The organism is Candidatus Hydrogenedentota bacterium (assembly GCA_019695095.1).
Classification (GTDB): Bacteria; Hydrogenedentota; Hydrogenedentia; order Hydrogenedentales; family SLHB01; genus JAIBAQ01.
Window position 1 is genome coordinate 1 of record JAIBAQ010000073.1, and the last position, 22,252, is coordinate 22,252.

Below are 22,252 nucleotides of genomic sequence, written 5' to 3' on the forward strand. Positions count from 1 at the left end.
GACGGCAGTCTCGTCGTGCACGCATATCCGTTCACGACGCATACGGAGACTGCGGAGCTGGAAGGCCTGGTGCGCGGCTTGGGAGTCTCATCGGCGTTGGACCGCAAGTACGGACTCCCCTTGTCCACATCCGCGAAAATGTCGGACGTGCCCGGTCAGTCGTGGGTGATTCCGACGCTATTCACGCACGCGGGCATCCGGTTCTACCACATGGGCGGTCCGCTGGTGAACATGACGTTCAATCTGCCCTTGATGTTCTGGTGGGAAGGCCCGGACGGTTCGCGTTTGCTGACCTTGTACAACAATGGATACGGCAGCGAGCCGTTGCCGCCTGAGGACTGGCCCTACAAAACGTGGGTCTACATCAACATGACCGGCGACAACCAGGGTCCGCCCGCGCCCGACACGGTCAAGAAGGACATCGAGTTCTACCGCAGCCGCGGCATCGAAGCCAAGGTGGGGTCGCTGGACGATTTTGCCAACCGCATCTTGAAAGAGGACTTGAGCGGTCTGCCCGTTGTGCGCAGCGACATCCCGGACCCGTGGATATACGGCGTCATGAGCATGCCCGAAGCCTGCAAGCGCGCGCACAACACCCGCCCCACAATTGGCGCGTTGGACCAGTTGACCCACTTGGAGAAATGCTGGGGCGTGTATCTTCCAAGCGTTAGCGACGCCGTGTCCGAGGCTTATATCCAAAGCATGCGGTTCAGCGAGCACACGTTCGGACTCGCCAATCAGCACTACGTCAAGATGCCGTATGGAGAAGCGTGGGACGCGCTGTGGCAGCGCGGGCTTCCGCCCAACTTCGAGGTGATGGAAGAATCCTGGCGGGAAAAGGCCAGTTCGATTGACGAGGCGAGCCGGCTCGTTGAGGGGCCGTACAAAGAGGCGATGATGACCCTCGCCGACAGTGTAAGCGTCGACGAGCCGCGCATCGTCGTCTACAATCCGCTTGCGTGGCCGCGCGACGGCGAAGTCACGCTGAACGTGTTCCATTTGCCCGAAGGCAATTCGTTGAAACCGGTAGACGGCGGGCCGTTGGTTCCTTTTGCGAAGGTGGGGCCAGGGCTTGAGACGCCGTATCGGGTCATCCGGTTTGTGGCCAAAGACATCCCGCCAATGGGTTACCGGACCTACGTGGTGTCCGGAGAGCAAGCTGCGCCCATCGCGCTGGCCGCGGATGTGTCGAACGGTGTCATCGAGAGTCCGTTCTTCAAGGCGACGCTCGATCCGAAGCGTGGCCGCATTGCGAGCCTGATCGACAAACGGTCGGGCCGTGAGTTGGTGGACCCCTCCGCGCCCCAGGGCTTCGGGCAATACCTATACGAGCGTTTCGGCTACAAGCAGCTCGCCGATTGGACGGCCAAATCGCTCTATCCGCAGTACGAAATGCACAAGCTCATGTTCTCCGCGTATGACATGCCGCAGGACAGTACCTACAGCAGCGCGTTTCCGGCTGACATGACCCTGACGGTCGAGACTTCGTCCATCGACGTGAGCGCAACAATGACGGGTGCGATTCCGGGTCCGGGCCAACCGCAGCAGGTATCCATCCGATTGAGGCTATCGGGGGAGACGCCCGTGGCTGACCTCGAAATCGCGTGGCAGAAGCAACCGGACGGGTGGCCGGAAGCGGGTTGGATGTGCTTGCCGTTCGCGTGCGCGAACCCCACGTTCCGGCTGGGACGCCTTGGCGCCGACCTCGATGTTGCCAAGGATATGACGGTCGAGAATGCGAACTACCACTTCTCGTGGGTTGATACCGGCGTCGCCGTGTACGACGGCTCCTCGGGTGCGGGCGTGGCGGTCTGTCCGCTCGATTCGCCCTTGGTCAGCCTGGGCGAGCCCGGCGAGTACAAATTCGATGCGCGCTACGTGCCGGATAAGCCGTGTGTCTACGTGAACCTCTACAACAACCAATGGCGGACGAATTTCGCGGCGTGGATCGGTGACGGCCGGCGCATGAGTTCACGGGTCCGAATCTGGGCCTTCGAGAAGTTCGCGTCTGAACCGGCCTTGTACTCGCCGTCGATGGAGGCCCGGTTCCCCCTCGCGGCAGCCCGTTCCACCGCCCGGCCAGGTTCCTTGCCGCCCACGCAGGCGGGGATAACCCTCTCGCGCAAAGGCGTCGCGGTTACAGCATTTGGCCCAAACCCGGACGGGAAAGGGACCGTATTGCGGGTCTGGGAACAGGGCGGCGTGTCAGGCGATGTCGTAGTCACGCTGCCGGAAAGCCTTGGCGCCAAGCACGCGCAACCGGTTACGTTACGCGGTGAACCATTGCCCAATCAGTCGCCTATCCCTATTGTTAACAATGCGTTGACCCTATCGCTGGGCGCCTACGCTCCGGCGAGTCTCGTTTTGCGCTAAGTGAGTACGGTTCAGGGAGACAGACTGGCAAACCTACACATAAGGTATTTAATTTGCGCGATTTCAATTGTCTTATAATTATTATTTATCAAAACATTGTTGACGCATTTTAAAAGGCCGGGGTAAGATAGCTAGCCGTTGCAGGTCTTGGGGGCGCCTCCGTAGTAGCTGGAGTCAGCAATCAGGGGAGAAAGCTCATGGCGGAATGGATCCTGGGTGTTGGTAACCAGAAGAGCATTCGCGACATCATCGCCTTGTGCGAAAAGGAGTTGGTCGAAAAAGAAGGCCTGCCAAGGAAGATTGTCGCCCGGGCGCCATCCATAGAAATCACCGCGGAGCGCGACGAGTTCGAATCGGAATTCGAACGCTACAAGGTGAAAGCGAACGTAAAAGGCCGCGCTCTGGAGCTGATGCAGACCCTGGCCAAGGACTGTGGCGACCTTTGCTCGCTGACGGAAGAAGAAGGCTGCTGGACGCTCGTGCTTCCCGTGGACGGGAAGAAAGACCCGGACAAGGTCAAAGAGACCGTCGACAAATTCCACACGTCGATCCCGCTACCCGAAGTGTGGCGTCTCCACGGCGAAAAATACCGGCTCGACCACATCAGTACGGAGCTTCTGTTCCAGGCAATGGTCGAGTACAAGGCAAGCGACGTGCACGTTTCCCCCGGTTATCCGCCGGTGTTTCGCGTGGACGGCGAGATGCGTACGTCGGATTTGTTGGGGAAGCTATCATCGGCGCAGATCAATGCGTTGATTCGTGAAGTGGCCTCAGACCGCGATTGGCAGGATTTTCAGGAGAACCGCCAGGCCAGTTTCAATTTCCACCAGGTCGGGTTGGGGTATTCGCGCGTTTCGTGCTTCATCAAGGCGGGCGCCCCGCACTGCACGTTCCGATTCTTGCCGGAACGGATTCCGTCATTCGAGGAATTGCGCATTCCCACCGAATTGATGGAGCAGCTTTCGACAATGCATCACGGACTGGTGCTGCTCACGGGTATGACAGGCAGCGGTAAGTCGACCACGGTGGCGGCCATGGTCGACTACATCAACTCGAACCACACCTCGCATATCCTTACGATCGAAAATCCGGTCGAATACGTCCATCACAACAAGAAGTCGGTGGTTTCGCAGCGCAACACCGGAAGCGACACGCCGAGCTTCTTCTCGGCGGTCACGGGCGCGCTGCGGCACGACCCGGATGTGATCGTGATTGGCGAAATGCGCGACGCGGACACGATCCGGTCAGCCATTAGCGCGGCCGCGACGGGACACCTGGTGATTAGTACGCTGCACAGCAACACGGCATCGGAAGTCGTGAACCGCGTGGTGAGCTTCTTCGATCCCGTCGAACGCGATTTGGTGAAACTGCAATTGCGCGACTGCGTGCGCTGTATCATTTGCCAGAGACTGGTGCCCAAAATTGGCGGCGGCCGCATACCGACCATCGAAGTGCTTTTCAACGACATCAAGCCGATCAACGACTCGATCCTCGAAGGCAACACGGACGCGATTCGAGTGGGCATGCAGCAGACCGTATCGCATTCGTGGCTGTTCGAGAACTACCTGTTCAAGCTGTACAAGCAGGGGATCATCACGCTTGAAATGGCCCACACGTATGCCACGGACGTGAGCATCCTGGATCAGATGTTGATGGGCACGTATTCCGTGCCGCGTCTCGACAGTATCAAGCACTTGGGCGCTCACTAGACCGTCTGCTCAAACAGCCGAAAAACGCCGAAAATGCGGGCATTTCGCTCTGTGCTATGGCAGAGCGGCGCGCTTTTCGAGAAGTTATCCACAGATTATCCACAACCAAATACACGAAGCAACTACCCTCTTGACAAATCAAAATTGGCATCCTGGAGAGGGATGGCCTACATCGCGCAAAGTCTTATTATTAAATAACTTAAGCACTGCACACTAGTGTCGCCCTCCGTTACGGGATCCGGGGAGCCTGATTGGATTTGGCGGCGGCAGGATGTAGGGCGCTTATCCACAGCCCAGAATGTTACCGTACTAGTCTTGCAGAGACCAGGATACCAAAAAGACCGAATTCGCGGCCCTTTCATGCCACGACGACTTCCTGCACAGCGCGGTCCCGTCTGAAAACTCGCCTTTCACTCCGCGGAAGCGCCGACCCCTTGGCTCAGAGACAGGTCAATCTGCGTGCTCACCTCAACGGAAATGTCGATGCCTCGATAGGCGCCTTTGATAGGTACGGCGTCGCGAGGACTCGAGGCCGCAGCCAACGGGATGTGCGCGTCCGCGACGGCAAGCCCACGCGAGGGATCGTAACCGCGCCACCCTCCCCCAGGGATGTAGACCTCTGCCCACGCATGCAGATATCGTCGAAAACGTCCGGGGTCGCCCTCCCAATGATAGCCGCTGACGTAACGCGCGGCGATGCCGACGGCGCGGCATGCGTCCATGAAAAGCACCGCGAGATCCCGGCAACAGCCTCGGCGTTCCGTAAGCGTCTTCTCGGGCATAAACGGATCGCCTTCGGGCCGGATTTCCTTGTCGCACATACTCCAGAGCCGATCGTTGAGGCGCGTGAGGAACGTCATCGTGTTGAAGCTGCATTCGGAGGCTATGCCGCGAGCAAACCGCTCGACCGGATCGCTGGAGGCAACACGCTTTCGATACGCGGCAAGCGAATCAAATAAGTCCTCTCGGTAGCGCATGGGGACTGCCAGAGCGCCTGCGTCGGTGATCACGAAATCGTAGGGGTCCGTACGAAGGGTCTGTACGGTAAACTCCGTTACGAAGACAAGTCTGTCCGTGGCGTTTTCGAAAATGACCTGGCTGGCCGCGTTACCCTCCAAGTCGATACCGTGGGACAGCCTGGCAGGTTCCGGCTCGATGTGCAGCGCAAAGTGCGCAAGGTGCTGCGTGCCGTTGCAGCGGGGGCGGATACGGAGCACGTAGGGATCGAGTGTGACCGGCCGGCTGAACCGGTAGGTAATGGTATGAACGCCTTCGATAAACATGCTGCAAGCCTCAGTAGGGTAAGAGTTGCAGAAACGACGCCGCAACCGGTATTGGACACGACACGACGAGGGAAAATATGTACGGATAATGGGGATCTCGGCATTTCCGGGAGACGCTATCGTCAAACGCGATCAACGGGCACAACCCTTTCTCGGCCCGGAATTCTCTCCCCGTGGAGGACACGTCTGGCTTCGTGTCCGGTAAGCCCACGAGCGCTACTGGATAGGACCCTTTTTATAGCACGGAGGAAGAATGGAACGCAACGGGAACGCCGAATTCGCGTTTGCTTCAGAAGGCGTTCGCATGCTATTGTTCTGCGTTCCCAAATTCACAGGGGTCCACCCATTTGTGCGATCAGGGTGTCCGCCTTCGGCGGATTGATCGCCGGACCCCGAGGTATAACCCAAGAGGAGAACTCTGCATGCCTGTCGTGACAATGCGACAACTGTTGGAGGCCGGTATTCACTTCGGCCACCAAACCCGCCGTTGGAATCCCAAAATGGGGCCGTATATCTTCGGCCAGCGCAACGGCATCTATATCATTGATCTTCAGAAGACCCTCCGTCAGTTGCTGAAAGCGTACATCTTCGTGCGCGACGCAGTGTCGAAGGGCGGCACGGTCCTGTTCGTCGGCACCAAGAAGCAGGCGCAGGAACCGGTGGCGCGCGAAGCGCAGCGCTGCGGTATGTACTACGTCAACAACCGCTGGCTCGGCGGCACGCTGACGAACTTCGAGACGTTGAACAGCAGCGTCCGCAAACTGCTTCGCATCGAGGAGATGGAGCGGAGTGGCGCGTTGGATAAGTTGTCGAAGAAGGAAGCCGCCAAGATCCGCCGCTCGCTTACGAAACTAAAGAAGAACCTGGACGGCATCAAGAACATGCCGGGGCTTCCCAGCGTGATTTTCGTCATCGACGCGAAGAAGGAAGCGATTGCGGTTCGCGAAGCCGAACGCCTTGGCATTCCGGCCATCGGCGTGGTCGATACGAATGCTGACCCGGACGTAGTCCCGATTCCTGTCCCCGGCAACGACGACGCGATTCGCGCCGTGAGTCTGTTCTGCTCGGTCATCGCGGATGCGGCCATCGAAGGCCGTACACACTTCGAGAAGGTACGTGCCGAAATGCCACAGCGGGGTCCGCGCGTGCGCCGCATCGCTTCGGCGGATGCGCAGGAAGCGGGTGATGCCGCGGAAGAAGAGGCCGATGCGGCGGCAGTGGCAGCGGCGGATGATGAGTCCAATGACACGGAAGGAGACGAGTAGTTCATGGCCGAGATAACTTCGGAAATGGTAAGGTCGCTTCGTGATGCGACGGGCGCTGGAATGATGGATTGCAAGCGCGCGCTGGGAGAGTCCGGCGGTGATTTCGATAAGGCCGTGGTGTGGCTTCGCGAGAAGGGCATGGCCAGCGCGTCGAAGCGCGCGGATCGCGCCGCGAAAGAGGGCGCGGTCACGTCGTACATCCACTTGGGCGGAAAAGTTGGCGTGCTTGTCGAAGTGAACTGCGAGACCGACTTCGTGGCCCGCGGCGAGAAGTTCCAGGAGTTCTGCAAGAATATCTGTCTGCAGATCTGCTCGGCGTCGCCGTTGTGGGTTCGCCGCGAAGACGTGCCGGAATCGGCCATCGCGGCAGAGAAAGACATCTACGTGAAGCAGGCCGCCGAAACCGGTAAGCCCGCGAACGTGTGCGAGAAGATTGCCGAAGGCAAGCTTTCGAAGTGGTATTCGACGGTGTGCCTGATGGAGCAGCCGTTCGTGCGCGATCCGGATCGCACGGTGGAAGAGTTGGCAAAAGAGTTGAGCGGTCTGGTCGGCGAGAAGATCGACATCCGCCGGTTTGCGCGCTTCCAACTCGGCGAAGCCATCTAAGTCTCTCGTTTGTATTTGTTGTATTGGGCACCCCCAGACTTGTCTGGGGGTGCTGCCCCATAGAGAAGCGAATTGTTAGGAAGCGTCCCAGGCACGCCTTGGACTTAGCGGAGGGACAACGGTGGCCAATCCCGTCTATAAGCGGGTCATGCTCAAACTGAGTGGTGAAGCGCTCGAAGGGTCGGGCACGGACACCATCGACTTCGACACCGTGAACCGGTTCTGCGAGGAAATTGCGGAAGTCCGAAGGCAGGGAGTCGAAGTGGCGCTCGTCGTCGGGGGTGGTAACATCTTCCGCGGCGCACAGGGCAAACATGCGGGCCTCGACCAGCCCACGGGCGACTATATGGGCATGTTGGCGACGGTCATCAATGCTTTGGCCTTGCAGGCGGTCCTGGAACACGTGGGCGTTGGAACGCGCGTGTTGACGGCCATCGAGATGCGCCCAGTCGCGGAACCCTACATTCGCCGGCGGGCGATTCGTCACCTGGAAAAGGGACGTGTTGTCATCTTTGGAGCGGGCACGGGCAATCCCTTCTTTACCACGGACACGGCGGCGGCTCTGCGCGCGAACGAAATCGGCGCGGAGATCCTCATGAAAGCGACCAAGGTCGACGGGGTGTACGATGCCGATCCGGTGAAAAACCCCAACGCTACGAAGTATGATGAGTTGTCGTACACGACGGCGCTTGCGCGCAACCTGCGAGTCATGGACGCGACGGCGATATCGTTGTGCAGGGAAAACCGGTTGCCGATTCTCGTGTTCAATTTGACGCAACCGGGCAGTATTCTGAGGGCAGTCCAGGGGGAACCTATCGGGACGATCGTGAAAGGAGATTGAGCATGGAGCACAAACTCGTGAAAGAGGCAAAGGCCAAGATGGAGAAGAGCGTCGAGGCCCTCGAACATGAGTTCATTCACATTCGTACGGGACGCGCCTCGGTGGGGCTGCTGGACTCGATCGAAGTGGATGCGTGGGGACAGAAGATGAAGCTCAACCAGGTGGGCACGGTTTCGGCACCCGAGGCGCGCCTACTTACGATTACCCCCTGGGACAAGTCGCAGATTGGCGCTATCGAGAAGGCGATTCTTGCCTCTCCCCTCGAACTGACGCCGTCCAACGATGGAAAGATCATCCGCATTCCGATTCCGCAATTGACGGAAGAGCGCCGGCGCGACTTGGTAAAGCACGTGAGCCGAATCGCGGAAGAGTCCCGAGTCGCCGTTCGCAACATTCGCCGCCACGTCGTCGAAGAGATCAAGAAAGAACAGAAGGAAGGTCAGCTTCCCGAGGACGACGCGCACAAACTCACGGCGGCCGTGCAGAAGGTTACCGACGACACAATCGCGCACATCGACGCGATACTGAAGGCCAAAGAAGAAGAGATCATGGAGGTGTAGCCTTCGCGGAACCGGCGATGTTCTTCGCGGAACATCTGCCTCTACGAAGACTGCGTCAATACGGGACAACCGCCGCATACAGGGGCGGGCGCGTGGCACGGGCAGTGCGCGTACCGAAAGCGGATGTAATATCCTTATCCCAATGAGCACCAAACTTCCCGAAATCGATCCGAAGCGTTTGCCCCGGCATATTGCGGTCATCATGGATGGCAATAGCCGGTGGGCTCGCCGTCAGGGTTTGAGTAGAGCAGCCGGTCACGAAGCGGGCGCAAAGAGCGTGCGGGCCATCGTGGAGGCGTGCCGCGAACTTGGCGGCATCGAAGTGCTGACGCTTTACGCGTTCTCGACCGAGAACTGGCGGCGAACCAAAACGGAAGTCAACGCCTTGTTTCGCCTGCTCAGCCGGTATGTGCACATGGAGTTGGAGAATATTCACAAGGAAGACATACGGGTAACGATCATGGGCCGTATGGAAGGGCTTCCCGAGAAAGCTGTTCAGGACCTGCGCGCATCCATGGAACGGACCAAGAACAACAAGTCCATGCGCCTGAACGTTGCCATCAATTATGGAGCGCGAGCCGAAATCTCGGATGCGGCAAAGGCAATTGCGCGAGATGCCCTTGCAGGCAAGATAAAACCGGATGATGTGGACGAGGCGTTGTTCGCAAAATACCTGTACCAAGCCGATCTGCCCGATCCGGATTTGCTGATTCGGACCAGCGGGGAATTGCGACTGAGCAATTTCATGATGTGGCAGTTGTCGTATGCGGAAATCGTCGCGCCCGATGTCCTGTGGCCGGATTTCCGAAAGCCGCACTTGTATGCGGCCATCGCGGAGTATCAATCGCGCAAGCGCCGGTTCGGCGGCCGCTGATCATGGGCCAAAGACTCTTCGATCACTCCGTACTTGTGCGCACCATCACCGCCGCAATCCTTCTCTCCGTATTCCTGTATGCGATTTGGGCACCCTCGATGCACTTGTTGTTTGCCGTGTTGGTCAGTGCGCTCGTACTGGTGGGACTATACGAACTGTTCGCGATCGCGCGAGCGCGTCAGATTTCGCCCGAGACCATCGGTGGCATGCTTGCGGGCACGATCATCGCCTTCAGCGGATATTTCGGAAGCCTCACGCTCACAAATTTTCTCTTGTACGGAGGCTGCTTGTTGGTAGCCGCGCTGCACGTTGTGCGTGGGCAACACGCGGTCGCGGGTCTCGCGGGAACGATATTCGGTCTCATATACCTTGGGTGGTTCGGCGCACACATTGTGCTCATTCACGGCATTCCAGGGCAGGGTCCCGGCCTCGTGATGCTACTGTTTGTGTCCGTAATCCTGACTGACACCGCAGCCTTTTTCGTGGGAAGGGCAATCGGCAAGCACAAACTTGCGCCGAAAGCGAGTCCCGGCAAGACGTGGGAAGGCGCATTCGCGGGTCTATTCGGCTCTGTCCTTGGCATGGCTATCCTGTACTGGCTAGGACAAGACGTACGCATGACCGCCATACCCGATTGGACGCTGCCGCGCTACCTGTACGCGGGCGCGGTGCTGTCGGTAGCGTCGCAAGTAGGCGACCTTGCGGAATCGTGCTTAAAGCGCGATGCGGGACTGAAGGATTCGGGGCACGTGTTTCCCGGGCACGGCGGTGTGTTGGATCGCTGCGATGGGTTCCTGTTCGCGGCGCCGTTCCTATACTATATGGCCGTTCCCTTGTTCGTGCTTTGAGCCAGACGTTCACGTCAAGGGCATGCCAAACGCGCAAATGATATGAGGCAGGTAATATACCGATATGTATGAAGAAGAATTCACGAAGCTCAAGGAATATGCGGATCGACTCTCGCAATTGCGGAAGAGCTTGCGTGTAGACGGCACGAAAGCGCAGATCGCCGAAATCGAAGAGCAGATGAGCGCCTCGAATTTCTGGGACGACCCGGAAGCGGCGCAGAAGGTTCTACAGAAGCTGAAGGCATTGAAGAACCTGATTGCGGCTCCCGATTCGCTGCATCACGAAATCGAAGATGCGCAAGTGCTGGTGGAACTGGCGCAGTCGGAGAACGACGAGTCGATGGCGAAAGAATTGTCGACCCTGGCGGCAGACTTGGGCGAGAAACTCGATCGACTCGAGATCAGCAGCCTGTTCACCGATCCGCGCGATTCGAAAGCGGCCATCATCAACGTACACCCCGGCGCAGGCGGCACGGAATCGTGCGATTGGGCGTCGATGCTGTACCGCATGATCACGCGATGCTGCGAGCGGCACGAATTCAATGTCGAAGTCGTCGACTACCAGGAAGGCGACGAGGCCGGTCTGAAGAGCGCGACAATTATCGTCGATGGACCTTTTGCGTACGGCAACCTGAAATCGGAGGCGGGCGTGCACCGGCTGGTGCGGATCTCGCCCTTCGACGCCAATAAGCGCAGGCACACGTCGTTCGCGGCCATCGAAGTGGTTCCCCAGGTCGACGACAACATCGAGATTGAGATCAAAGAAGAAGAGCTCAAGATGGACGTGTTTCGCTCGAGCGGCCCCGGCGGTCAGAAGGTCAACAAGACCAGCTCGGCGGTTCGCTTGACCCACTTGCCCACCGGCATTGTGGTTGCCTGCCAGATCGAGCGATCGCAACACCGCAACCGCGCCACGGCCTTGCAGATGTTGAAAGCGAAACTCTACGACATCGAAATGCAGAAGAAAGAAGTGGAGCGGCTCGCCTTGCGGGAAGGCCAGCAGGAAGTTGCGTGGGGCAGCCAAATTCGAAGCTACGTGCTCCACCCGTATCAACTCATCAAGGATCACCGCACGGACGTCGAGACCAGTAACGTGGACCGAGTCCTGGATGGTGATTTGGATATCTTCATTGCAGGCTTCCTGAAGTGGAAGCTGGAACGGAAAGGCGTAAGTTAATCTCATGTCCGACGACGCACATCATTCGACCGAACAGGAACTGCTGCGGCACCGCCTCGAAAAGCTCGAGCGCCTTCGCGGAAAGGGCATCGAGCCATACCCTTATTCGTTTGCGCGGTCGAGCACCATAGCCAGCGCGCGCGCGCAATTCGAAGAAGCGGAGAAGGCCGTGGCAGAAGGCGAGACGGCGAGCTTGCCCGCGACCCTTGCCGGACGCATGATCTCGTTTCGCGATCACGGGAAGAGCATCTTCGCCAACATTCGCGACGAAGGCGGACAGATACAACTCTACTTCAATCAGAAGAAACTTGGTGAAGAAGCGTTTCAGACCGTGTTCGACATGGATCTCGGCGACTTCGTGGGCGCCAAGGGCGAAGTACACCGGACGCGCACGGGGGAAGTCACGCTGTTCGTGGACTCCTACGAACTGCTCTCCAAGTCGATTCGCGCTTTGCCTGAGAAGTACCACGGTCTAACCGACGTCGAGACGCGGTACCGACAGCGCTATCTCGACATGGTGGCCAACCCCGAAGTGCTTGCGAAGTTCCGGAAACGTATCGGCATTATCGATGCGATTCGGAACTTCCTGACGGCGCGCGGTTTTCTGGAAGTGGAGACGCCCATGCTGCACCCGATTCCCGGCGGCGCAACGGCGCGTCCCTTTATCACGCATCACAACACGTACGACACGGACTTGTACCTTCGCATTGCGCCGGAGCTCTATCTCAAGCGGCTTATCGTCGGCGGATTTGAGCGGGTTTTCGAAATTAACCGCAACTTCCGCAACGAGGGCGTGGACACGCGCCACAATCCCGAATTTACGATGATGGAACTTTACGAGGCGTACCAGGATTACATGGGATTGATGGAAGAAACGGAGGAGCTGTTCTGCGCGGCCATCGAAGCCGCGACCGGCGGCCTAACGTTCGACTACCAGGGCGAGACCATCGATGCGACTCGCCCGTGGAAACGCATTAAATTACATGATGCCATTCGCGAGTACGCGGGGATCGATTTGGAGACGACTCGCGACCGGGACGAAGCCGCGAAGCTTGCCAAGAGCATCGGCGTGGAGATTGACCCGACTATGGGATACGGAAAGATTGTGGACGAGGTCATGAGCGCGCGTGTCGTGCCCAGACTCGTACAGCCCACTTTCCTCTACGACTATCCCATCGAGATTTCGCCGCTTGCGAAGAAGAAGCGCGGAAATCCGGCATTGACCGAGCGCTACCAGGTTTTCATCGGCCGGCTTGAGCTCTGCAACGCGTTCTCCGAATTGAATGACCCCATCGATCAGCGCGAGCGGTTCATGGACCAATTGAAGCAGCGCGAGGGCGGTGATGAAGAAGCCCAGCACCTGGACGAGGATTTCATTACGGCGCTGGAAATCGGTATGCCGCCGACGGCCGGATTGGGCATCGGCATTGACCGATTGTCGATGCTGTTGACGGACTCTGCCTCAATTCGCGAAGTCATTCTGTTCCCACTGCTGCGGCCACTTGGATAACACGATGCGGTTTGAAGCATTCGTAGCAGCCCGGTACTTGCGCGGCAAACGCAAATCGCGTTTCGTCAATTTGATCACGATCATCTCTATCGCCGGCGTGAGTGTCGGCGTCATGGCGCTGATCGTGGTGATGAGCGTAATGACGGGCTTCGACGAAGAGTTGACCGCGGCCATCATGGGCAACAATGCCCACCTTCAGATTTCGAGTCTCGACGGCAGTCCTATCGATAATCCCGATGAAGTCATTACGGCGGTGCGAAGGCTTTGTCCGGAGATACGCGCTGCGAGTCCGTTCATTCAGATCAAGTCGGTGCTGAGGCGCATGGGAGGCTCACCCAACGACTACGAGGCCGGGTTCGTCATCGGGATCGACGTGGAAAGAGAACTCGAAGTCTCGAATCTCGCTGAAAACCTGACGGCAGAACGCGGGCGCCAATTCGGGATGGGAAGTCTGCCCAAGAAGAATGAAATCGTACTGGGCTACATCCTCGCGCAGAACATCGGCGTGTATATGGGCGACGAGGTGGGAGTCATCACGCCCGGAGACAGCCCATCGCCGTTGGGCAAAGTGGCCGCGCAGACTAAATGGCTTACGGTCAGCGGTCTGTCGCAAGCGCAAATGTCGGATTACGATGCCGTATACGGATACGTGACTCTCGAAACGGCGCAGCAGATCAAGCACCAGCAGGGCGTGGATGGAATTCGTTGCATGCTGGCAGAACCGTTGAAGGCGAGAGAAATCGCAAAGCGTATCGAAGACGAATACGGCTATATCGCGACGACGTGGTACGACAGCAATCAGTTCTTCTTCGAAGCGCTCAAGCAAGAGAAGGTGGCCATGTTCATCATACTCTTGTTCATCATTCTCGTGGCGGCTTTCAATATTACGAGCACACTGATCATGGTCGTGATGGAAAAGAAGCGAGACATTGGCATCCTGCGGACATTGGGTGTGAGTACGCGCACCATCATCCAACTGTTCATGCTTGAGGGATTCTATATCGGAATGGGCGGCACGCTGGTAGGACTCGTGGGAGGAATCATTCTGGCCCACAACCTGAATCCCGTCGCAAGCGCCATCGCGTGGATGCTTGGGGTCGATCTCTTCAACTCGGTCATCTATCATTTTGACCACATTCCGGTATCGATTGTCCCCCGCGATATCGCGTTCATCGTGGGATCGGCGGTGGCCCTCACCTTCATCTCAACCCTGTATCCGGCGTGGAGCGCGTCGCGCCTCGATCCGGTGGATGCGTTGCGCTATGAGTAGCACGGAAGCAAGTAACCACATCATCGAATGCGTAAAGGTGGACAAGGTCTACCACGATGGAACGCGCGAGCTTCGCATCCTTCAAGGGCTAGACCTGGTCGTTGACGAAGGACAGATCCTCGCCATCAGCGGCCCCTCGGGCGTGGGCAAGAGCACGTTGCTGCACATCATGGGGACGCTGGACCGGCCCACGGGGGGCGAGGTACTGTTCCGAGGCAAGTCGCTGCTGACGACGAGCCGCGCCGAAGTGAACCGCATCCGAAACGAACAAGTCGGTTTCGTGTTTCAGTTCTACCACCTGCTCCCGGAATTCACGGCGCTTGAGAACGTGATGATGCCTGCCATCAGCATGGGCAAGCGGCGTAAAGATTGTCGAGAACGCGCCGAAGAATTGCTTGCGAAAGTGGGGCTCACCGAGCGCATGACGCACAAACCCGGCATGCTTAGCGGCGGTGAACAGCAGCGAGTGGCGATTGCACGCGCCCTGTTCAACAGGCCGAGCGTTGTGCTTGCCGACGAGCCCACCGGGAATCTCGATGAACGCACCGGCGGCGGAATTATCGAATTGCTCTGGAAATTAAACGAAGATGACCGAGTGACTTTGGTTATCGTGAGCCATGACGACGCCCTTGGCCAGCGCGCTCACCGCTGGATATACCTCCACCAAGGCACAGCCCACGTTCGGAAGGCATAAGCCCCACCGCATCGGCGGCAGTATCCCCTTTTCTCAGACGCCTCTCTCGGAGTATTGTAGGTCTGCGGCAGCCAAGGTCGCCGCGGGGAAACCTTCCACAACGAAGGGGGAGCACAAAATGCCGGAAACACGCTTCTCAAAATGGCAGGGATTTCACGGGCGCAACCTAGCCGCGTTGGCGGTGATTCTCTCGTGCAGCATGCTGCTGCCTCAATGTGAGTCGGGAGGATTGGGGGCGCGAGATTTCATCAAGGTCAGCCAAAACGGATTTGACGCTTCCGACAATGCGGAAGACATCAACAGCTACGCTTGGGCCATGCGCTATTTCAGGGCCGAGGGAGCAGAGAATGGTTACGTGTATGTCGGCACTGGCAACAACATTGCGGGGCTGATCGGTTTCTACTTCGGGACATTGATCGCCGGCGGCGAAATCACTGACGCGCCCGTACGTCCGCCCGAGATTCGGCGGCATCGCCCTGACTTGGGACCTGAAGTATGGGAACGCGTGTTCGATTACCGGGACGTAGAGAACGAAGGGGAATACCTGACGACTGGATTCCGGTTCATGGGCATTTACCATGCTGCAGTTGACCCCGCGAAAAACGACGTGCGCGCGGACTATCTCTATGTGGCGACGCAAGGACTTGAATCGAGGTTGTGGCGGTCGCGCACCGGAGATCCCGGATCGTGGGAATCGGTGTTTACAACCGGCGAGGGCGGCGCATCGATTCGCTACTTCGCGGAGCACAATGGAAAGATGTACCTCGCGTATGCGTATGACACATACGAGGACGAGCCGCCTCCCGGCGAGATCTGGGTATCGAGTGATGGCGTGAACTTCTCGCCCCTCATGCAGAATGGTTTCGGCAATCCCAACAACCGGGGAATCGAGTTCCTGATCTCATACAACGACTGGCTCTATGCGGGCACGAAGAATGACAAAGAAGGGTATGAGATCTGGAAGCTGGAAGGTCCAGACAAGAACGGCGCCATAAAGGTCGTTGACCACGGCGCCACCGACACGCGAAACGAGATTGCGGGAACGCCGTGCATCTTCAAGGGCCAGCTCTACGTTGGCAGCATCATCTTCTTCGGATTTAATCCGGCTCAGGCGAGCGGTTTCAAAGGGTGCGACATTATCCGCATCAACGAGCAAGATGAATGGGAAACCGTGGTAGGGCCGCAGTCGCTATCCGGCTATGAATCGGGTTTCAACTTCTTCACGAATTCCTATTGCTGGTGGATGGAAGAGCACGATGGCTGGCTCTATGCGGGGACGTGGGACCAAGGCACCGTATTGTCATGGTTGCTCGACAACTTGCCCGCATTGATTTCGTACATACAAACGGGCGAGCAAAGTGGAGATGTGCCCGACCTGCCGCTGGACTATGATCAGTGGTATTGGTTAACGGATGCGGGTGCGGACATTTTCAAGACACAAGATGGCGTCAATTGGTTCCCGGTGACTATCAATGGCATGGGCGACCGGACCAACTATGGTTGGCGGACCATGGAATCGACGCCGGATGGCTACTTGTATTTGGGTTCCGCAAATCCCGTCGATGGATTGGAGATTTGGCGGAGTCTGGAGCCTGCGGCGACACAATAAGGCAGTCTACGCTCAGCAAACGAAAGTCATAATCACCAAGGCAGGCGGGGTCTATCCCGGATTTCTCACGATCACACTTGAGCTTGTCTCGTAACCAGTGTGTTTGCCAGACTTGCGGCGAAAATCGAAGCGGCTCTCCGAAGACAGCGTGTGCTCGCGAGAAATCCTCATGGCATAACCTCAAAGTCTTGCACGTGAGCAATTTGCGTCGGCGCTCACTCGCGCCGGTGCAAATTGCGGACTATTTGCTTGACCCGTCTGTCTTCTTTTGTTGCAGTTGCGCAATCACCACACGTTGGAGCACAAGATCGAGAACGCGCAGGAAGATGCTAGGCTGCACTTCAAACGCCGATGCCGGAACCGCGCTAATCTGCCGGATGTGTCTCACTGATTGCTCCTCCCCGTAACGTCGCCCGAACGGCTCTCGAAACCTTCTCGTTCTCGTGAAGCGAGTATATTTGCATGGAAGCCCCGTCGCAAGCAGCGCGGCGGCGACACGGCTCATCATCGGAGGACAATGCCTGTCGGCCCGCCGGCAACGAGGGATGCAACATTCGATAGGATGCGGGGCAGCGCGAAACCTCCGGGAGACGCGAGGTAACGCGGTTCCCAGACCGGATCGAATTTCTGCTTGTATTGGCGCAGTCCTTTGAAGTTGTAAAAATGCTCACCATGCCGAAACACGACCGACCCGACTCTGCTCCAGAGCGGGGCCAGGGTGTGGCTCTCCAGACCTGCGAGCGGCGCCATGCCGAGGCTAAACCAGTGGTATCCCTGGTCTTTCCCCCATAGCATCAAGTTGAGGAACAGAAAGTCCATCAGACCAGAAGGCGCATCGTGCCTGTAGCGCATAAGGTCGAGAGACAACTCTTCGTTCTCGGCCCCCGCAAGCACGTTTGCGTACGCCACAATACGGCCGTCGAGCCGGACAACGGCGTGCGGGAAGTGAACAAGATACTCCTCACTGAACCGGCCCAGGGAGAAGCGCTTTTCGCGTGTATTCTTCGATTGCAGCCAATCGTCCGAAATGCTCCGAAGATCTTCCATGATGGAAGGCACTTCCGATTGTGGAACGATGGCAAATTCACATCCTTCCTTCTCCAGTTTCCGCAGGGCATTGCGTTCCGCTTTTCGACGTCCTCCTTCGAGCGTGAACGATCGCAAATCGACACGTCCTTCTTCGCCGAGCTTCATGAGGCTGAGCCCTGCGTCCACGTAAAGGGGAAGTATCTCCGGACGGACTTGATAGAAGACGGGCCAGGACCCCATTCGATCGCACATCTCGAGATAGCGCCAGATGAGCTCACGATACGCGGCAGGGTCTCCCACCGGATCTCCCATGGCTACAAGGCTTCGCGCTTCGGCGCGGTACATGATGAATGCCTCGGAATCGTCTGCGAACATGAAGGACTTGTCGCCGAGATACGCCAGGGTGGCGTAGGTCTGTCGCGAATGCGACACGATGGCAGCCGCACGAGCGGCATCTTCCTCGCAAGGCGATGTTGGTCTAGGCGGAGGCGCGCTAAGCAGTCTCGCAAATCCCGCCGCGAGACACAGGACAAGCACGCCGACGGAAGCGCGCAGAAAGCGAGGCGCGTCGCCGTGCATTGTGAACTTCCACCAGAGTTCGTGTGAGTACTCGACGTGTTTGTAGGCGAAGAGTCCCAACCACAGCGAGGCAACAACAACCATGAACGCGGCGGTGGTCCAGCCGAAAGAGAAGCTCCCCGAGAAGAGGGCCGCTTTTCGATAGAAAAAGGTTCGGCTTAGCAGAAAGACAACGAGCATAAAGGAGAGGATGATTGCCTCCTCGTAGTCGAAACCTTTGAGAAGGGAGAAGAGGGCGCCGAACACCATGAGTGCGATGGAAAGCCAGTATGCGGCACGCAGTCTTCGCTGGAGTGCGCGCGCCAGGAGTATGAGCAAGATACCGACGATGCTCCCGAGAAAATGGGATAGCTCGATCAAGGGTAAGGGGAGTACGTCGCGAATAATCCCGAATCGGGCGGCATCGGGGGGCGTTGCGCCGGATACCAGCAGCATCGTGCCGCTCAAAAAGACCAGGAAAGCGAACAGATACGAGACAATCGGCGATACCCATTCACCGTACACCCGCACAAGCGGGGCCAGCGCGCGCGAACGATGCCTTAGTTCATAGAGACCAAACGCGAGTGTCGCCGATGTCAACGGCGCGAGGTAGTATACGGCGCGATACATGAGCAAGGACGCCATCATCGATTCCGGGGGCACGTTGGAAGGTACCGCGAGCATCAGAACGGTTTCGAAGACACCCAACCCGCCGGGAACCTGGCTAATCAGGCCGGCGAACAGGGCTATGGCGTAAAGGCCCAGAAAGGCCGGAAACGATAGCGTGGATTCCTTTGGAAGAAGAGAGTACAGGACAGATCCCGCCAGGGAGAGGTCGATGCAACTCAGCACGATTTGAGCTGCGCCAATTCGCGGCGACGGCAATTCCAACTGCCACCCACGCACGAGCAGCGCATTTCGCCGCAAGGCCAAGACGACAAGATACGAGAAAGGAATCGCAAGCAACAGCAAACCCAAAGGCCGGACGAACGATTCGCGTAACACCGCCGTGTGCGGAAAGGCATGAGGCTCGATCGTCATCGCCAGGCCTGCCATGGAAATGAATCCGAGCAGCGCAGTGAGACTGCAGAACGTCACGATCTTGGTGACTTCGATTGCGTTCAGGCCCCACGCGGTGTAAAGACGCAGGCGGATGGCGCCGCCGCTTAGCACACTGTAGCCAACGCTGTTGCTTAGCGACCACCCGATATAGGCGGCGAACATGGTTCGCCAGTAGGGCATCTTGTGCTTCAGGTAGCGGAAGGCCAGCGCGTCGTAGCAGGTCAGCACGAAGTAGCTGATACCGGTAAATGCGACGGATTGAATCACAGCGGTAAGAGGTACTTCGTGGAAGGCGGCGCGAATGTCTTTGAAGTGAATACCGCGAAGCGTGTGGTGTAGCACGGCCAAAGCGGCTACGAAGATAACGGCCCCGGCCAACGGTACGAGACGCTTTGCGGTTGCCGCGTTCCAGCGCGACTCCGAGCGGCCCATACGGACATCCCCCTTCTGCTATCGTCGCCTTGTTTGGATATGCGAACACAGGCCGGCTAGGCCGTGCCTTGCGCGAGATTTGAGTATACAGGTATAGAAAGAAGCGGGCCAGCGGCGCGCTCATACGCCGCCGGCCCGACTTCAAGCAGGATGGTCTCGCTTAAGACGTTTCAATCGCAACGTATCGAGATCCTTCACCCATGCGGACCAACAGCAGGGCCGACTTACCGTTTGCGCCATCTTTCAGCGCCTGCTGGAACTCGCGGATATTGTGTACGGGCTTCTTGTTGACTTCAGTGATCAGCGCGCCGGGGCGAAGACCTGCGCGGGCCGCGGGAGAGCCGGGTTCGACACCAGCCACAACCACGCCGGACTCACCTTCGAATCCAAGTTGCTGGGCAATATCGCTGGTCAGGGGCTGAAGCTCGATGCCAAGGCCCATCTGGCCGGATTGAGTGTCGGGCTCGTTCGCGGCAATTTTCTTGCCTTCGAGGCTACCCAAATCGACCTTCTTGTTTATGCGCTCACCCTTACGAAGGATGCCCAGCTCAACGGACGTACCCGGTTTCTTGGTGGCAATGTGGCTACGGAACGTGCCCGCTTCGGCCACACTCTTGCCATCCATCTCGACGATGACGTCATCGCGCTGCAATCCCGCCTTTTCAGCAGGCGAATCAGGGCTCACCTGCGAAATCAGCACGCCGCGATTGTCCGGAATGCCGAACCACTGAGCGAGGTCGGGCGTCAACTCCTGAATACCCACGCCAAGGAATCCGCGCGTCACGGAGCCGTGGTCGCGCAACTGGTCAACGACCGACTTGACCATGTTGACGGGGATGGCGAAGCCAACGCCGTTGCTGCCACCGCCACGGCTTACGATAGCGGTGTTCATGCCGACGACTTCGCCCTTCATGTTAAGCAGCGGACCGCCGGAGTTGCCGGGGTTGATAGCCGCGTCGGTTTGGATGAAGTCCGCGTAGTCCACGATACCAACGTTGCCGCGCTCACGCGCACTCACAATGCCGGAGGTCACCGAGTGATTCAGACCGAACGGACTACCGATGGCCAGCACCCACTCGCCAACACGCAGCGAATCGGAGTCGCCAAGCTTCACCGTGGGCAGATTCTCCGCCTCGACCTTGATCAGCGCGATCTCGGTCTGCGGGTCTGCACCCACGAGCTTCGCATCGAACGTGCGGCCGTCGGCCAGCGTGACCTTGAGTCGGTCCGCATCATCCGTCACGTGATTATTAGTGACAATGTAGCCATCGGGCGAGATGATGAATCCGGAACCTTCGCCGACAGGCACCGGGTATCGGCCGGGGCCATCATCGCCCATGCTATCAGGGCCGCGTCCCGGCATCGGCCCGAAGAATCCCGGGATGCCGAAGCTATACCCTTCGGGGCCAAAAAACGAGGCAGGTCGCGGCGTAACCGTCTTCTGAATCTCAATGAACACGACTGCCGGCGAAGTCTGATTCGCTACGTATGCGAAGGCGTCGCTCATTGCGTCGACGGCCGCAATACTTCCACTGTGGTCTTGCCCTTGAACGGGTGCGGGGTTGGCGCCGCCGAGTGTAATCAGCGATGTGCCGGCAATCATCATTACCGTTGCCAACCAAAATCCAATCTTGGTCTTGCGAGACATAGAATCCTCCTTGCTCGCCGGGTTAATTACGAGGGGTTCTGGTTCCCTTGCGAGCTATTTCATTCTTCAGGTGCAGATAACAACTCGTGTGCCAAGTGCCATAACCCGCGCAAGTCCTTGTCAAACAATGGTATCGCCAATCGTGAATTCACAGACATCCGCCTGAAGTGTCTGCATTGGGCGGAGAAATACCCCAATTGAGGCACGAACTCAGGCGGGCGGAAGGAAGAGCGCCGTGGGTAATTCGAAGGATTCTGGTGCGATACGACAATATAGTTGGTGAATGACAGAGGTAACAGGACACCGGCACATGTCATCGGATTTCCTTGACGAAGACGAGCATGCGTTACGCACTGCTGCGCTATCCGGCGACGAGACAGCGTGGCGCGTACTGTACGAGCGCCACTTCAACGCTCTCTTTGCGCATGTTCATCGGGAAACGATGTGTGACCTTCATCGCACGCAGGAGATTGTTCAGGACTGTTGGCTGGTCGCCGTCAAGAAGATGCGGGCGTTCGATCCCGCCAAAGGAAACTTCGGCGTTTGGCTGTGCGGCATCGCAGACCGGTTGTTGGCGAACGATCGACGCCGGTGGGCACGCCGGAACCGGCTGAACCACGAGATAGCGGCGGGGACTGCGATTGCGCCACCCGCGATGGGCGAAGGAGAACGGTTCGCGTTGGTGCTTGGTTCCTTGCCGGATCGCTATCAGATTGTGCTTCGCGCGAAGTACGAGCAGGAACAGTCTGTGGCGGAAATCGCGCGGACATGGGGACAGAACGTGAAGACGGTCGAGTCGCTTCTGACGAGGGCGCGCGCGGCGTTTCGGCAAGCTTTCGCACAATTGGAACAGGAACACACGAAGTCTTAGCGAATAGGCAGACTTCGCGAATCGTATAAGGAG

At 58.1% G+C, this 22,252-nt stretch carries 18 protein-coding genes; 14 read left to right on the forward strand and 4 right to left on the reverse strand.

Annotated elements, in window-relative coordinates:
* Together K1Y02_13440 and K1Y02_13445 are read left to right on the forward strand one after the other, a co-directional pair.
* On the forward strand, positions 1 to 2,373 hold a 2,373-nt coding region (locus K1Y02_13440), incomplete at its 5' end, for a hypothetical protein (protein MBX7257361.1).
* 197 nt (positions 2,374 to 2,570) lie between these two features.
* On the forward strand, positions 2,571 to 4,082 hold the full coding sequence (locus tag K1Y02_13445) for a PilT/PilU family type 4a pilus ATPase (protein ID MBX7257362.1): 1,512 nt from the start codon (positions 2,571 to 2,573) through the stop codon (positions 4,080 to 4,082).
* Between the two features lie 410 nt (positions 4,083 to 4,492).
* Here the strand turns inward: K1Y02_13445 and K1Y02_13450 are convergent, their stop codons facing one another.
* Entirely contained in the window at positions 4,493 to 5,365 is an 873-nt protein-coding gene (locus tag K1Y02_13450; GenBank protein MBX7257363.1) for a transglutaminase family protein, read from the reverse strand.
* A gap of 422 nt (positions 5,366 to 5,787) precedes the next feature.
* Here K1Y02_13450 and rpsB point away from each other — a divergent pair, with 422 nt between their 5' ends.
* From rpsB to K1Y02_13505, 11 genes are all read left to right on the forward strand, one after another.
* Positions 5,788 to 6,630 (forward strand): 30S ribosomal protein S2, encoded by an 843-nt coding sequence (gene rpsB / locus K1Y02_13455; protein ID MBX7257364.1) that lies wholly within the window; start codon positions 5,788 to 5,790, stop codon positions 6,628 to 6,630.
* Positions 6,631 to 6,633: 3 nt separating this feature from the next.
* A complete protein-coding gene (gene tsf / locus K1Y02_13460; protein ID MBX7257365.1) occupies positions 6,634 to 7,236 on the forward strand; it encodes a translation elongation factor Ts in 603 nt (200 codons plus the stop codon).
* Between the two features lie 148 nt (positions 7,237 to 7,384).
* Positions 7,385 to 8,077: a UMP kinase gene (pyrH, locus tag K1Y02_13465; GenBank protein MBX7257366.1), complete on the forward strand. Its 693-nt coding sequence runs from the start codon at positions 7,385 to 7,387 to the stop codon at positions 8,075 to 8,077.
* Between the two features lie 2 nt (positions 8,078 to 8,079).
* Positions 8,080 to 8,637: a ribosome recycling factor gene (gene frr, locus K1Y02_13470; GenBank protein MBX7257367.1), complete on the forward strand. Its 558-nt coding sequence runs from the start codon at positions 8,080 to 8,082 to the stop codon at positions 8,635 to 8,637.
* Between the two features lie 142 nt (positions 8,638 to 8,779).
* The gene (locus K1Y02_13475; GenBank protein ID MBX7257368.1) at positions 8,780 to 9,511 is read left to right on the forward strand and encodes an isoprenyl transferase; all 732 of its coding nucleotides are present in this window, start codon (positions 8,780 to 8,782) and stop codon (positions 9,509 to 9,511) included.
* Positions 9,512 to 9,513: 2 nt separating this feature from the next.
* A complete protein-coding gene (locus K1Y02_13480; GenBank protein MBX7257369.1) occupies positions 9,514 to 10,359 on the forward strand; it encodes a phosphatidate cytidylyltransferase in 846 nt (281 codons plus the stop codon).
* A gap of 64 nt (positions 10,360 to 10,423) precedes the next feature.
* Positions 10,424 to 11,536: a peptide chain release factor 2 gene (gene prfB, locus K1Y02_13485; protein MBX7257370.1), complete on the forward strand. Its 1,113-nt coding sequence runs from the start codon at positions 10,424 to 10,426 to the stop codon at positions 11,534 to 11,536.
* Between the two features lie 4 nt (positions 11,537 to 11,540).
* Positions 11,541 to 13,046, forward strand: coding sequence for a lysine--tRNA ligase (lysS, locus tag K1Y02_13490; protein MBX7257371.1), 1,506 nt, complete (start codon positions 11,541 to 11,543; stop codon positions 13,044 to 13,046).
* A 4-nt stretch (positions 13,047 to 13,050) separates the two neighbouring features.
* The gene (locus K1Y02_13495) at positions 13,051 to 14,316 is read left to right on the forward strand and encodes a lipoprotein-releasing ABC transporter permease subunit (protein MBX7257372.1); all 1,266 of its coding nucleotides are present in this window, start codon (positions 13,051 to 13,053) and stop codon (positions 14,314 to 14,316) included.
* A complete protein-coding gene (locus tag K1Y02_13500; protein ID MBX7257373.1) occupies positions 14,309 to 15,010 on the forward strand; it encodes an ABC transporter ATP-binding protein in 702 nt (233 codons plus the stop codon). Before K1Y02_13495 ends, K1Y02_13500 begins: the two co-directional genes overlap by 8 nt.
* Before the next feature lie 118 nt (positions 15,011 to 15,128).
* Entirely contained in the window at positions 15,129 to 16,619 is a 1,491-nt protein-coding gene (locus tag K1Y02_13505) for a hypothetical protein (GenBank protein MBX7257374.1), read from the forward strand.
* A 241-nt stretch (positions 16,620 to 16,860) separates the two neighbouring features.
* Here the strand turns inward: K1Y02_13505 and K1Y02_13510 are convergent, their stop codons facing one another.
* The 3 genes from K1Y02_13510 to K1Y02_13520 form a co-directional block, all read right to left on the reverse strand.
* Positions 16,861 to 17,007 (reverse strand): hypothetical protein, encoded by a 147-nt coding sequence (locus K1Y02_13510; GenBank protein MBX7257375.1) that lies wholly within the window; start codon positions 17,005 to 17,007, stop codon positions 16,861 to 16,863.
* 116 nt (positions 17,008 to 17,123) lie between these two features.
* Positions 17,124 to 19,700, reverse strand: coding sequence for a bifunctional lysylphosphatidylglycerol flippase/synthetase MprF (gene mprF, locus K1Y02_13515; GenBank protein ID MBX7257376.1), 2,577 nt, complete (start codon positions 19,698 to 19,700; stop codon positions 17,124 to 17,126).
* A gap of 160 nt (positions 19,701 to 19,860) precedes the next feature.
* Complete coding sequence (locus K1Y02_13520) at positions 19,861 to 21,348, reverse strand: DegQ family serine endoprotease (GenBank protein MBX7257377.1); 1,488 nt, start codon at positions 21,346 to 21,348, stop codon at positions 19,861 to 19,863.
* Between the two features lie 310 nt (positions 21,349 to 21,658).
* Here K1Y02_13520 and K1Y02_13525 point away from each other — a divergent pair, with 310 nt between their 5' ends.
* Positions 21,659 to 22,219 (forward strand): sigma-70 family RNA polymerase sigma factor, encoded by a 561-nt coding sequence (locus K1Y02_13525; GenBank protein ID MBX7257378.1) that lies wholly within the window; start codon positions 21,659 to 21,661, stop codon positions 22,217 to 22,219.
* The last annotated feature ends 33 nt before the right edge of the window (positions 22,220 to 22,252 follow it).

What these genes read in the sequence shown, in the direction of transcription:
- K1Y02_13445 (MBX7257362.1), top strand. Translation starts at nt 2,571, where the DNA reads ATGGCGGAATGGATCCTGGGTGTTGGTAACCAGAAGAGCATTCGCGAC.
- K1Y02_13450 (MBX7257363.1), bottom strand. Translation starts at nt 5,365, where the DNA reads ATGTTTATCGAAGGCGTTCATACCATTACCTACCGGTTCAGCCGGCCG.
- rpsB (MBX7257364.1), top strand. Translation starts at nt 5,788, where the DNA reads ATGCCTGTCGTGACAATGCGACAACTGTTGGAGGCCGGTATTCACTTC.
- tsf (MBX7257365.1), top strand. Translation starts at nt 6,634, where the DNA reads ATGGCCGAGATAACTTCGGAAATGGTAAGGTCGCTTCGTGATGCGACG.
- pyrH (MBX7257366.1), top strand. Translation starts at nt 7,385, where the DNA reads ATGCTCAAACTGAGTGGTGAAGCGCTCGAAGGGTCGGGCACGGACACC.
- frr (MBX7257367.1), top strand. Translation starts at nt 8,080, where the DNA reads ATGGAGCACAAACTCGTGAAAGAGGCAAAGGCCAAGATGGAGAAGAGC.
- K1Y02_13475 (MBX7257368.1), top strand. Translation starts at nt 8,780, where the DNA reads ATGAGCACCAAACTTCCCGAAATCGATCCGAAGCGTTTGCCCCGGCAT.
- K1Y02_13480 (MBX7257369.1), top strand. Translation starts at nt 9,514, where the DNA reads ATGGGCCAAAGACTCTTCGATCACTCCGTACTTGTGCGCACCATCACC.
- prfB (MBX7257370.1), top strand. Translation starts at nt 10,424, where the DNA reads ATGTATGAAGAAGAATTCACGAAGCTCAAGGAATATGCGGATCGACTC.
- lysS (MBX7257371.1), top strand. Translation starts at nt 11,541, where the DNA reads ATGTCCGACGACGCACATCATTCGACCGAACAGGAACTGCTGCGGCAC.
- K1Y02_13495 (MBX7257372.1), top strand. Translation starts at nt 13,051, where the DNA reads ATGCGGTTTGAAGCATTCGTAGCAGCCCGGTACTTGCGCGGCAAACGC.
- K1Y02_13500 (MBX7257373.1), top strand. Translation starts at nt 14,309, where the DNA reads ATGAGTAGCACGGAAGCAAGTAACCACATCATCGAATGCGTAAAGGTG.
- K1Y02_13505 (MBX7257374.1), top strand. Translation starts at nt 15,129, where the DNA reads ATGCCGGAAACACGCTTCTCAAAATGGCAGGGATTTCACGGGCGCAAC.
- mprF (MBX7257376.1), bottom strand. Translation starts at nt 19,700, where the DNA reads ATGGGCCGCTCGGAGTCGCGCTGGAACGCGGCAACCGCAAAGCGTCTC.
- K1Y02_13520 (MBX7257377.1), bottom strand. Translation starts at nt 21,348, where the DNA reads ATGTCTCGCAAGACCAAGATTGGATTTTGGTTGGCAACGGTAATGATG.
- K1Y02_13525 (MBX7257378.1), top strand. Translation starts at nt 21,659, where the DNA reads ATGTCATCGGATTTCCTTGACGAAGACGAGCATGCGTTACGCACTGCT.